This is a genomic window from Mitsuaria sp. GD03876 (assembly GCF_029840635.1).
Taxonomy (GTDB): Bacteria; Pseudomonadota; Gammaproteobacteria; order Burkholderiales; family Burkholderiaceae_C; genus Roseateles.
In genome coordinates this window covers 202,195-214,647 of record NZ_JAOCCU010000001.1, presented here as the reverse complement: position 1 = coordinate 214,647, position 12,453 = coordinate 202,195, and the positions used below count along the sequence as shown (strand labels likewise).

Below are 12,453 nucleotides of genomic sequence, written 5' to 3'. Positions count from 1 at the left end.
TTTTTCTTCAGAGAGGGGCCGCTGCTTCCGGGTAGAGGCCGGGCAGCAGGATGGGCAGGGCATCGAGCGGCAGCGCGAAATGCACGGCGGAGTTCCGGCTTTCCGAGCTGACGATGCCGTCGTCGAGCAGTCCCTTCAGGACTCTTGCCGCCGTGCGCTGCGGCAGTCCCGTCAGTTGCTGGAACTCGCCGCGGCTGAGCGGCCCGGCGGCGAAGAGGTGATACAGCAGCAGCTCGATCCCGGGCCGGTAGACCAGGTCCTTTCCAGGCTCCTGCCGACGGACGGCCGCCAACTGCGCCAGGCGCGTCCGCATGTGGGGCAGGTCGAGCAGCTTGCCCATGAACGCCACCTGGTCCTCGCAGGTCTCCAGGAAGAAGTCGCACCACCGCACCAGCGTGCGTTCGCTGAGATTGCCGCGGCCGTCGAGGTCGCCCTGGCGGGCCATGTCGGCCTCGGACAGGCGGGCGTAGTACTCGTCCCGACGCCGCGCAAAGCCGCGATTCACCGACCAGAGTCCGCCTGACAGCGTCCACAGCGCCGCATGCGTCTGGAGGCGGGTGGCCCGCCCGTTGCCGTCGGCGAAGGGATGCACCCACGCCATGCGGTGGTGCGCGCAAGCCACCACGAAAGGCAGGTCGCTCATCACCCATCGCTTGGCAAACACCTGGTCGAAGCGGGCGAGGAACCTTGGCAGCGACGCATGCGTCGGCGGCTGATGACGCTGGACCGCCACGTCGGTCGTCCGGATCTCGCCGGGTTCGATCACGGTGCCTTCTTCCGACCGGCGATCTTTTGGGGGCAGGCGCTCATACAACTCGCGGTGGGCCAGGATCGTGAAGGCACTGACCAGCGGGTCGGCGTTGTCCTGGAGGAGGCGTTCCAACGCTTGCTCGGCCTCGACATGCGCGACGGCCAGGCGCTGCCTCGCGGCGATGTCGGGCTGGTCGGCGAAGCTGCGGGTCAGCGCTTGCGCGATGTAGAGCGGATGCGTGCTCTGTCCCTCGATCCGATTCGAGTAGTACGAGTTCATCGCCCTCACCAGTTGGCGCAGTACCGCCAGCACGCTGGGATGCGCGCCGCCTTGAAGCAGCAGCGAGGCCCTGGCGATCTGATCGCCGCGTTCCTTCAATTCGCCCAGGTGGCGCCCTCCGGGCAGGAGCGGTTCGAACTGATGTGGGGAATCGAACGCAGTGACGATGGTCGGCTTGACGGACACTTGTTGGCAATCTTTTTGGCAGACGGATTGGCAGACCAATCAATCCAGTAAGCCTATGTCATGACTGGCTTTTTTACAATCATTTCCCCGATATAGGGGTTGTTTTGGCAGACTATTTGGCTGACCAATTGGCTGATCGGATGACCACCCGCTCGGCGAGCAGCGACCCAGAACGATTCGACGGCGGCGCCCTCCCATCCCCCGTCGCCGACTCACAGGCAGTGACCTACTACCGCCCTCGCCGTGCCGCGTCGGGCGCAGGCCGCCATCGATCCGGGGTGATCCCCGTATGCTGCCCGGCGTGAAGTTCCCCGTCCCGTTCCGCGCGCGTCTCGCCGTCCTCCTGCCCCTGGCCGCCCTGCTGGCGAGCCCGGTCGCGGGCGCTCAAGGCGGCGGCGCGGCGTCGACGGCCCCGCCGACGGTGACGAAGATCACCTGGCTCGCCTCCGACCACGCGCCGCAGATGAAGGGCGCCGATGCCAGCGGCGTCACCGCCCGCGTCACCACCTACCTCGGCAAGCACTGGCCGACGGTCCAGCACGAGGTCGTCTTCGCCAACGCCAAGCGCAGCTGGCAGATGATCGAGAACGGCGACGAGGTCTGCCGCGCCAACCTGGTCCGGACGACGGAACGCGAGAAGTCCGCCTACTTCACCAACACCCAGCTCACCCCGCCGCCGCAGTTGATCGTGCGGCGCGATCGCCTCAAGCGCCTGCCCCGCAACGCGGCCGGCGAAGTGCGGCTGGCCCAGCTGCTGGCCGACACCTCGCTGCGCGGCGCGCTGATCGACGGTCGGAGCTACGGGCCGGCGCTCGACGAGCAGCTCGCCGCCCGACCCGCCGCCAGCGCCGTGGCGCTGTATTCGCCGCGCGACTTCGGCGCCCGCGTGCTGCAGATGCTCAGCCTGGACCGGGCCGATTACTCGGTCGACCAGGACATGGCGCTGGTGATGGCCGGCAACCCGCCCGACCTCGTCAGCGTGCCGATCCAGGGCGCCAGCGAGTTGGTGATGGCCGGCATCGCCTGCCCGCGCACGCCGTGGGGACTCGCCGCGATCCGCGGCATCGACAAGGCCTACGGTCGCCCCGAAGGCGCGGCCAACCTGCGCGAGGGCCTGATGCACTGGCTCACCCCGGAGACCCAGGCCCACTACGCCGCGCGGCTCGACGCGTTCTACCGGGAACGCGCGAAACCCTCCCGCATCGATCCCTGACGCGTTCGCGCCGCCGCCGCGAGCCGCCCCTGGCTGCGGCCATCGCGGCAGCGTCCGGCGTGATCGCCTGGCCCGATCGCCTGGCCCGATTGACCGGCCCGATTGACCGGCCCGAGCGTCAGGCCTGCCGCTCGACCCGGTTGCGTCCGCCGTCCTTGGCGCGATAGAGCGCCTGGTCCGCGCGGCCGAGCAGTTCCTCGACGCGCAGGTCCTCCGGCCGCAGCGCGGTCACGCCGAAGCTCGCGGTCAGCGTCGCCGGCGGCGAGCCCGGCTGCAGCTCCAGCCCGCTGGTCTCGATGTGATGCCGCAGCCGCTCCACCAGGTGGGACGCGTCCTCCAGCGAGGTCTGCGGCAGCAGCAGGCCGAATTCCTCGCCGCCGAGCCGGCCCAGCAGGTCCTGCTTGCGCACGATCTGCGCGCACAGCTGCACCAGGCGGCACAGCGCCGCGTCGCCGCGCGCGTGGCCCAGCGTGTCGTTGATGCGCTTGAAGTGGTCGACGTCCATCATCACCAGCGCCATCTCCAGACCGTAGCGCCGGCTGCGCGCCACCTCAGCCTCGGCGTGCTCCAGGAAGCTGCGCCGGTTGGCCGCGCCGGTCAGCGCGTCGGTCGTCGCCAGCCGCTGCAGCTCGAGCTCCAGCCGCTTGCGGTCGGTGAAGTCCACCAGCGTGCTCAGCACCGACGCCGCGCCGTCGTAGTTCACCGGCACCTGCGACAGCAGGATCCACAGCTCGCTGCCGTCGGCCGCCAGCAGGCACAGCTCCTCGCCCTGCAGCCGGCCTTCCTGGCGGAACTTCTGCTGCATCCGGTCCCGGTCCTGCGGGTCGCGGTAGAAGCTGATCGCCGGCTTGCCGACCAGGTCGTCCAGCGTGCGGCCGGCGATGTCGGCCGACGGCTGGTTCGCGTACACGATCAGCGCGTCATGCTCGCGCGTCACCACCATCGGGATCGGCGCATGGTCCAGCACCGCGCGCAGGCGTTCCTCGCTGTCGGCCAGCTCCCGCGTGCGCTGCGCCACGCGGCGTTCCAGGCTCGCGTTGAGCTCCTGCAGCTCCGCCACCAGCCGCGCGTTGTCCACCGCGTTGACGACGTTGGCGCACAGCAGTTCCAGGAAGCTGACCCGCGCCTCGGTGAACACGCCCGCCGCGGCGGCGTTCTCCAGGTACAGCGCGCCCACCGTCTGCCCCTGCTTGAGCAGCGGCAGCGCCAGCACCGAGCGCGGCGGCGCCGACTGCTGCTGGAAGTAGTCCTCCATCGTCGCCAGGCCGCGCGCGTCGGCGATCAGCTCGCGGCGGCCGTCGCGCAGCACGCGGCCCATCAGCGCCAGCGGCAACTGCTGCCCGGCACGCTCGAGCGGCAATTGCTCGAGCAGGTGCAGCCGGGGCTGCTCGCCCAACGTGGCCTCGGCTTGCAGCACCCAGCGCGTCGCGCCGGCGGCGCCGTTGGCCAGCACGATGGCGGCGCGCTGCGCGCCGGCGTTCTCGGCCACGACCTCCAGCAGCCGGCGCAGCAGCCGCGGCAGGTCCGGCTGGCTGCTGATCGCCTGCACCGCCTTGGTCAGCGTGCTCAGGTCGGCCGCGTCGGCGCGGATCTCGCCGGCCGGTCCGGTCTCCCCGACCGGCGCGCCGTGGACATCCAGCGGCAGCGGCGTGCCCAGCGTCTCGCCGGCCAGCGCCGTCACGCCCCACGCCTTCCAGGCCCGGAGCAGGCCCGCGCGCGCCGCGTCGGCACGCTCCGGCGCGCGCTCGCGCCACCAGTCGGCCTGGGCGCGCAGCACGGCGGCCGCGTCGAGCGGCGTGCCCAGCGGCCCTTGCGCCGCCGCCAGCGCGCGCTCGAGCCCGTCGTCGATCTCCGCCGCCGGCGCGCCGTCGAGCATCGCGCGCTGCGCCCGCAGCAGCGCGACGCGGTCGTGCAGGTGGCCGGGGCCGGCATCGCGCCAGCGCTCCAGGCGCTGCAGCGCGTCGTCCTCGAGCGCCAGGTCCCGCGTCCCGCCCGCGAGGGCGACGCGCTGCGCCGCCCAGGCCGCGATGAACAGCAGCAGCGACTGCGCGTGCATGCCGCGCCCGGCCGCGAACAGCGCGCGCGCCTCCTTGGCCAGGCGCAGCGCGGGCTCGGGCCGGTCGGCCACGAAATGCAGCACCGCCTGCCAGCCGTGCAGGAACATCAGCCCGGTCTGGTCCTGGCGCTCGCCGTAGGTGCGCGCGAGCGCCTCCTGGCCGTCGAAGCCGTCCTCGGGCAAGGCAGGCTGCCGCAGCGTGCGCACCAGGCCGAGCAACGCGTCCTCGTAGTCGGCGGCGACCGGCTGGCGCATCGCGCGCAGGCGGCGGCCGTGCGTGACCAGCTGCTCCTCGAGCGCCGGCAGCGGCGTGCCGGCCAGGAACGCATGCGCGTCGTGCACGTACAGGCCCAGGCCCGCGTGCCGCAGGTTGCCGAACTCCAGCCCGTTGCGATGCGTCTGCATCAGGCCGTCCATGCTGACGCGCAGGCCCTGCACCCAGTGGCTGAGGAAGGCGTGGAACGAGAACCCGGCATGCGCGAACACCTGCATCCAGCCGTGGCGGCTGACCAGCTCGGTGGACATGCGGCCCAGGTCGTGGGCGAAGCGGTAGTCGCCGAGGAACTCGGCGCACATCAGCCCCAGCACCGAATAGGCCGACAGCGCCTGCGGCACATGCCCGTGGTCGACCATCAGCCGGACCTGGAACAGCGTCAGCAGCGGCAGCAGTGCCGGCCGCACGATGTAGGCGGCGGCGGTCATCTTGGCGGCGATCGAGATCAGCAGCAGGCGCTGCTCGTCGCGCATCGGCGCGCGCTCGGCCAGCGTGTCCAGGCCGATCGCGGCGATCTCCTGCTGCAGCCCGGCCAGCAGCTGCATGACCTTGGCCATCGCGTCGGGCCCGCCGGCGCGCGGCAGCTCGGCGCCCAGCAGCAGGAACAGCTCCAGGCCGAGGTCCACCGTGTCGGCCAGCCGGCCTTGCGCGTAGAAGGCCTCCATGCGGACCTCGAGCAACCGCGCGCGCTGCGCGTTGTCGGTCGTGTCGGCGAGCGCCGATTCGAGCAGCGCGTCCATCCGCGACGGCCGGCCGGCCAGGTAGGCCATCCGCGCCGCGTGATGCAGCCAGGCGGCGCGTTGCGGCGAGCAGGGCGCCAGCTCGAGCGCGAGCTCGGCGTAGTCCGCCGCCGGCTCGAAGGCGGCCGCGTCCATCGCCTGGAACGAGGCCTGCGCGTTGTAGCCGGCCAGCGCCTGGCGCTCGGCCTCGTGGTGCGGCTCGCGCAGCAGCATGCGCGAGGCGTTCAGGTGATGCAGCACCGTGTAGGGCAGCGGCAAGTCCGGCTGCGCGGCGCGGTGGCCGTCGCGCAGCAGCCGGCCGATGCGCAGCTGCAGCGCGGGGCGCTGGTCGGCGGCGATGCGCTGCAGCGCCGCTTCCTGCACGCGGTCGTGCGCGAAGGCGTAGCGGACCGATTCGCTGGCCTGGCCCTGCAGCTGCGGCGCGTAGCGGTACAGCGCGCTGGCGGGCACCAGCAGCTGCGCCTGCAGCGCGGGCAGCAGCGCGGTGGCGAGCGCGTCGGCCGGCTCGTCCAGCGCCATGGCCAGGCTGTCCAGGCCGAAGCCCGCGCCCAGCAGCGCCGCCACGCTCAGCGCCTGGCGCGTCGCATCGGGCAGGCGTTCGAGCTGCTGCAGCATCAGCGCCACGACGTTGTCCGCCGTGCGCGTCGCCGCGATGCGTTCCAGCGCATGGTCCCAGCGCTGCGCGGCGGCGTCGTAGTGAATCAGACCGCGGCGGACCAGGTCCTCCAGCAGCCGGCGCAGGAAGAACGGGTTGCCGGCGGTGCGGGTCTGGCACAGCCGCGCCAGCTCGTCCAGGCCGACGTCTTCCGCTGCGGGGTCGCGGTGCAGGCTGTCGGCGAGCAGGTGCCGCGTGTCGTCCAGCCCGAGCGGGCCGATGCGCAACGGCGTGAAACGCTCGCCCAACTGCTGGCGCAACTCCGACAGCTCCTGCGCGATCGGATGGCCCGGCGGGGTCTCGTTGTCGCGGTAGGCCAGCACGAACAGCGTGTGCCGCAACGTCGCGTCGTTCAGGCATTCGCGCAGCAAGCGGCGCGACGCGCGGTCGGCCCATTGCCAGTCGTCGAGGAACAAGGTCTGCGGCTCGCCCTCGCGCGCCAGCGCGGCGAAACCCTGGCTGACGCTGCGCAGGAAGCGGTTCTCCGCCTCGGCCGGGCCGACCGGCACCAATGGCGCGTCGAGCGCCAGCAGCGGCGCCATCTCCGGCAGCGCCTGCGCGAGCAGCGCGGCGTTCGCGCCCAGGCGCTCGTCCAGGCGCTCGCGCCAGACCGCCTGTTGCGGCGCCGGCAGCGCCAGCACCTGCGCGGCGCGCTGCTGCAGCAGGTGCAGCAGCGGTCCGTAAGGCCGGTCCTGGCCGTACTGGTTGAACTTGGCGGCGGCGAAATGTCCGCGCTGCGCGAGCAGGCTGCGCTGCGCGGCCAGCACCAGCGCCGTCTTGCCGATGCCGGAGAACCCCGCGACGGCGACCAGCCCGGACCCGCCGGCATGGCCGGTCGCCGCGTCGTCGAAGGCCTGGCCGAGCTGGGCTTGCGCCGACTCGCGGCCGTAGAGCCGGCCGCTGGGCTGGAAGCGAACCGCGGCGTCGCCGTGGCCGGCTTCGAAGCCGGGCAGCGCGCGGCCCTGGCGCAGCGCGGCCTGGCACAGCTGCAGGTCGTGGCGCAGCGCCTGGTGGCTCTGGTAGCGGCCTTCGGGTTCCTTGTGCAGGCAGTGCGCGACGACCTGCGCCAGCGGCGCGAAGACCTGGTGATTGCGGGTCGTGGCCATCGGCGCCGCGAGCGCCAGGTGCGCGTGCACCGCGCGGGCCGGGTCCTCGATGCTGAACGGCGGCGCGCCGGTCAGCGCCTCCAGCAGCGTGGCGCCGAGGCTGTAGAAGTCGGCGCGGTAGTCGACGTCGCGGCTCATGCGGCCGGTCAGTTCCGGCGCGAGCGTCGCGAGCGAGGCCTCGATCAGCTCGGCGCGCTGGACGAGCGGGCGTTCGCGTTCGATCTCGGCGGCCAGGCCCAGGTCGGCGATCAGCGTCCGGGCCGGTTCATGGCCGGCGCCGGGCAGCAGCAGCACCTGGCCGGGACCGAGGTTGCGGTGGATCAGTCCCAGCCCGTGCAGGTGCTGCAGCCCGTCGACCAGGTCGAGCGCCAGCTGGATCAGTTCGTCGTTGCCGAGGGTGCCGCGCCGCAGGCGGTGGCGCAGCGTCTCGGCGCCGAGTTCCGGCAGCAGCAGCGCGGGGCGGCCGTCGTGCTCGACCAGCGCGCGCGGGCGCAGGACGAAGGCGGCATCGAGGCGCTGGGCCAGCTCGAACTCGCGGCGCAACCGGGCGGTCGCGGCGGGATCGGCGCGGGGGTCGCGCAGCCGCTTGAGCAACGCGGTGCCGCCCCGGCCGTCGCCGACCTGGACGATCTCGCTCCGGCGGCCTTGGTGGAGCGTCCGCTCCGCCTGCCAGGCGCCAGGGTCGGCCGCCTCCCACGCTCGTCTGTCCGTCATCCCGTCCGCTCGCTGTTGTTCGCGGACTGTAACGGTTGGCTGCGACACCGCCGCGTCACGCCAGCGTCAAGCGCGCGACGAAACCAGGAGGAAGCGGAAGAAAGCGACAGTTCCGAGCCGGTTCGTCGCGTTCGGCGCACACCGCCGAGGCGGTGGCAGCGACACCGGATCCGCGGGCGGCGGCGATCCGGCGTCGCCTTCGCGTCAGGGGGCCGGGGTCCCGGCGGGCGAGCCCGCGCTCGCGCGGTCGGCGCGCACGCGCAGCAGGAGCGCGCCCGCCGAGGTCAGCACCGCCAGGCCGCACACGCCGCGCCAGCCCATCGACTGCAAGGCCACCGAGCCGAGCCACGCGCCGCTGGCCATGCCGATGAACATCGCGCCGATCAGCACCGCGTTGAGGCGGCTGCGCGCCGGCGGCTCCAGGCCGTAGACGATGCTCTGGTGCGCGACCAGGGCGGACTGGACGCCGAGGTCGAACAGCACCGTGCCCGCGACCAGCACCCACAGGTTGCTGGGCAGCAGGCCCATCCCGACGAAGGACAACAGCACCAGGGTGGCGCCGACCCGGATCACGGCGCGGGGGCCGCGCTTGTCGGCCACGCGGCCGGCGAGCGGCGCCGCCAGCGCGCCCGCGGCACCGGCCAGGCCGAAGGCACCGGCCGCCGCGCTGCCCAGGTTCAGCTCCTGATGCAGCATCACCGCCAGCGTCGACCAGAACGCGCTGAAGCCGACCGCCAGCAGCGCCTGCGTCGCGGCGGCGGTGCGCAGCGCGGGGTAGCGCTTGGTCAGCGTGACCATCGAGCGCAGCAGCTCGCCATAGGGCATCGGGCTGGCGGGCGCCATCCGCGGCAGGCCGCGCTGCAACGCGATGCCCAGCAGCAGCACGCTGACCGCGGCGATGCCGAACACCCAGCGCCAGCCGAACTGCTGCGCCAGCGTGCCGCTGACGACGCGCGACAGCAGGATGCCCAGCAGCAGGCCGGTCATCACCGTGCCGACGGTCTGGCCGCGCTGCGCGTCGGGCGCGAGCGTCGCGGCGGCGGGCAGCAGGTCCTGCGCCAGGGACGCGGTGATGCCGATCAGCACGCTGGCCAGGCACAGCGCGGCGAGGTTGGGCGAGACCGCGGCGATCACCAGCGCCAGCAGCAGCGCGACGCTCTTGAAGGCGATCAGCCGGCGGCGCTCGATGCGATCGCCCAGCGGGGCGAGCAGCAGGATCGCCGCGGCGTAGCCCAGTTGCGTGAGCGTGGGGATCAGGCCGATCTGCGAGGCGCTGGCGCCGAACTCGGTCGACAGCAGGCCCAGCATCGGCTGCGCGTAATACAGCGGCGCGACCGACAGGCCGGCGCCGACCGCCAGCAGCAGCACGAGCGCGCGCGACATCGGCGCGGTCGGCTGGGCGTTGGGGGACGCGGTGGACGTGGCGGCGGCGGGCGGGGAGGAACTCATCGGGGGACTGCGCAAAGGCGCGATTGTCCCCAGCCTCGCTCCGCCCGTGGGCGATCAGCGTCGATGCACCCGGGCGGGCGAGGGCTTCCCCGTCCACGCGGGCGGCTCGGCGGCTCCGCGATTCGACGATTCGATCGCGCGACGACTCGATGGCGCGACGCTGTGACGCCGTGACGCCGTGACGCGGTGACGCTGTGACGCCGTGACGGCTCAGCTGCCGTACTTGATCGAGCAGCCGTAGGGCTTGGTGCTGGCGTGCGTCACCTTCTTGCCGGCCGCGAGCTCGCCCAGCGCGGTCTTCACGTAGGGATCGGCCTTGGAGATGTCGTCGACCTTCGCGGTGGCGATGCTGTCGATGCCGCCCTTGTAGACCAGCACGCCTTGCGGGTTGACGATGAACAGGTGCGGCGAGGTCTGCGCGCCGTAGCTCTTGCCGATCTGGCCGCTCGGGTCGAGCAGCACCTGCGTCGGTGCCGCGCCGCGGTCCTTGTTCAGCTTGATCGCGGTCGGGCCGTCGACGTTGCCCTGCTGGCCCGGCGCCGACGAGATCACCTGCAGCCACACCACGCCCTGCGCGGTCGCTTCCTTCTGCAGCGCCGGGATGTTGCCGCTGCCATAGTGCTTCTTCACGTAGGGGCACTCGTGGTTGGTCCACTCCAGCACCACGGTCTTGCCCTTGTAGCTGTCCAGCGTCACGGTCTTGCCGTCGGCCGTCGCCGCGCTGAAGGCGGGCGCGGGCTGGTCGAGCTGCGCCTGCGCGTGCGCGAGGCCGCCCATCGACAGCGTCGCGGCGAACGCCGCGGTGGCGAGCACGGCACGGCGCGACCAGGAAGTCGGCACGGAGGAAGCGGTGGTCGAGACGTTCATGGCGGTGATCTCCAGGTGGGGGCTCCGGAACGGGAGCGGCTCAGGGGACAGAGGGCGCTCCGGCCCGCAGGGCCGAAGTGACGATGCCGGGCGTCAGCAGCTGCGGCAGCACCTGCGCGCTGCTGCCGGTCCCGGCGGGATAGAACAGGTAGAGCGGCACGCCGCTGCGGTCGTGCTGCTTGAGCAAGGCGGTGATGCGCGGGTCCTGGCGCGTCCAGTCGCCCTTCAGGTAAGTCACGCCCTGGCGGGTAAAGGCCTCGCGCACCTCGTCGGTGGACAGCGCGACGCGCTCGTTCACCAGGCAGGTGATGCACCAGGACGCGGTCAGGTTCACGAACACCGGCTTGCCCTGCGCGCGCAGCTGGGCGAGGCGCTCGGGGGAATAGGGCTCGTGCGTGTTGTCCACAGGCTTCGCGCGACCGCCACCGACATCGCCAGCACTGCCGGAACCGCCGGTGCCGACCACACCGCCGCTGGCGCCGTCGAGACCCGTCGCGACGACCGACGCCGACGAGCTGTCGTCGGTGATCGCCGACAACGACGGCACCAGCGCGGCCGTGGCGACGACCGCCGCCAAGGCCGTGCCGCCGCCGATCCAACGCCAGCGGGGCGAGGCATGCCGGCTCACCGCGCGGACCCAGGCGGCCAGCGCGACCAGCCCCATGCCCGCGAGCGCCACCAGCACGCCCATCGGCCCGGCCTGCTGCGCGAGCACCCAGACCAGCCAGATCGCCGCGGCGAACATCGGGAAGGCGAGCGCCTGCTTGAGCACTTCCATCCACGGACCTGGGCGCGGCAAGCGGCGCTGCAGCGCCGGCCAGCAGGCCAGCGCCAGATACGGCAACGCCAGGCCGAGTCCCAGCGACAGGAAAACAGCCATCAATTCCGGCGCCGGTTGCGCGAGCGCGAAGGCCATCGCCGCGCCCATGAACGGCGCGGTGCAGGGCGTGGCCACGACGGTCGCGAGCACGCCGGTGAAGAAGCTGCCGGCGAGGCCGGGTCTGCTCGCCAGGCCCTGCCCGATGCCGGCGAAGCCGGCGCCGATCTGCAGCTGGCCGGCCAGCGACAGGCCGAGCACGAACATCAGCCACGCGAGCAGCAGCACGAACAGCGAGGAATGGAACTGGAAGCCCCAGCCGATGCTGTCGCCGGCGCCGCGCAACGCGAGCAGCACGACACCGAGCGCGGCGAAGGCGGCCAGCACGCCGGCGGTGTAGGCCAGGCCTTGGCGACGGTGCTCACGCGCGCTGCCTTGCAGGAATCCGAGCGCCTTGATCGCGAGGACCGGGAACACGCACGGCATGAGATTCAGGATCAGGCCGCCGATCAGCGCGAGCCCCATCGCCGTCCACAGGCTGAGGTCTGATCCATCGCCGGGTGATGCGCCACCGCCCACCGGCATGCGGACTTCCCAGGCCTTGCCGTCGACCAGCAGCAAGCCTTCGAGCGCTTGTCCCGCCGATGCTGGCTGCTCGCCGACGGGCATGCGGAGTCGCCAGGCATCGCCGTCGCGATCGAGCACCGGCTTGGCCGCGTGCTGGATGCGTCCCCACTCATTGGGCATGAACAGGGCCTGCCGCGCACCCGAGGTCGCGGCCGCTGGCCAGCTGACGACGAGGTCCTTGCCATCGATGCGGGAGGTCGCGTCGAACGGGGCCTTCGGTGGCAACGAGGACAAGGCTGTGGATAACCGCGCCGCGTCGGACGAGGGCGTCGGCGAAGCGGCCACGGGGAGCGACAGGGCGAGCGTCGCTTGCTGCGGGATGCATTCCTCGCGGCAGACGAGCCAGGTGGCTTCGGCGGTGAGGGTGGCGGTCGATCCGGGGGTCAGGTCTTGAGGAAGCCGGATTTCGGTGAGCAGGAGGACCTGGTCTTCGTAGCCGTAGTTGGTGATGGGGCCAACGTCGAAGCGTTTGGGCGCGGGCCAGTGGATCTCGCTGGCGGTGGCGCCTTTTGGGAGGGACCACTCGATGCTGGTGGGCTGGCCGGAATCGCCGGGGTTCTTCCAGTACGTATGCCAGTGCGGCGCGATGCGTTGTTCGAGGGCGACCTGGACGGTCTGTCCGGGCGCGACGCGCGAGGAGGCGCTGATCAACCGGACCTGGACTTCGTCGGTGGCTGAGCGGTCTGAGGGTGCCGCCTTGGATGCGATGCCATCAGCGG

Annotated in this window: 6 protein-coding genes; 1 reads left to right on the top strand and 5 read right to left on the bottom strand. The window is 72.3% G+C overall.

Features of this window, described 5'->3' with window-relative positions; all coding sequences use genetic code 11:
- Positions 1–7 precede the first annotated feature (7 nt).
- On the bottom strand, positions 8–1,216 hold the full coding sequence (locus N5D62_RS01010) for a Fic family protein (protein ID WP_279755483.1): 1,209 nt from the start codon (positions 1,214–1,216) through the stop codon (positions 8–10).
- A gap of 301 nt (positions 1,217–1,517) precedes the next feature.
- Between N5D62_RS01010 and N5D62_RS01005 the strand changes: the two genes are divergently transcribed.
- Positions 1,518–2,429, top strand: a complete 912-nt coding sequence (locus tag N5D62_RS01005; protein WP_279755482.1) for a TIGR02285 family protein — start codon at positions 1,518–1,520, stop codon at positions 2,427–2,429.
- A gap of 118 nt (positions 2,430–2,547) precedes the next feature.
- Here N5D62_RS01005 and N5D62_RS01000 read toward each other — a convergent pair whose 3' ends face one another.
- The 4 genes from N5D62_RS01000 to N5D62_RS00985 form a co-directional block, all read right to left on the bottom strand.
- A complete protein-coding gene (locus N5D62_RS01000; RefSeq protein ID WP_279755481.1) occupies positions 2,548–7,974 on the bottom strand; it encodes a diguanylate cyclase in 5,427 nt (1,808 codons plus the stop codon).
- 204 nt (positions 7,975–8,178) lie between these two features.
- The gene (locus tag N5D62_RS00995) at positions 8,179–9,423 is read right to left on the bottom strand and encodes an MFS transporter (protein WP_279755480.1); all 1,245 of its coding nucleotides are present in this window, start codon (positions 9,421–9,423) and stop codon (positions 8,179–8,181) included.
- 210 nt (positions 9,424–9,633) lie between these two features.
- The gene (locus tag N5D62_RS00990; RefSeq protein WP_279755479.1) at positions 9,634–10,290 is read right to left on the bottom strand and encodes a redoxin domain-containing protein; all 657 of its coding nucleotides are present in this window, start codon (positions 10,288–10,290) and stop codon (positions 9,634–9,636) included.
- Positions 10,291–10,330: 40 nt separating this feature from the next.
- Positions 10,331–12,385: a protein-disulfide reductase DsbD domain-containing protein gene (locus N5D62_RS00985; protein WP_279755478.1), complete on the bottom strand. Its 2,055-nt coding sequence runs from the start codon at positions 12,383–12,385 to the stop codon at positions 10,331–10,333.
- Between the last annotated feature and the right edge of the window lie 68 nt (positions 12,386–12,453).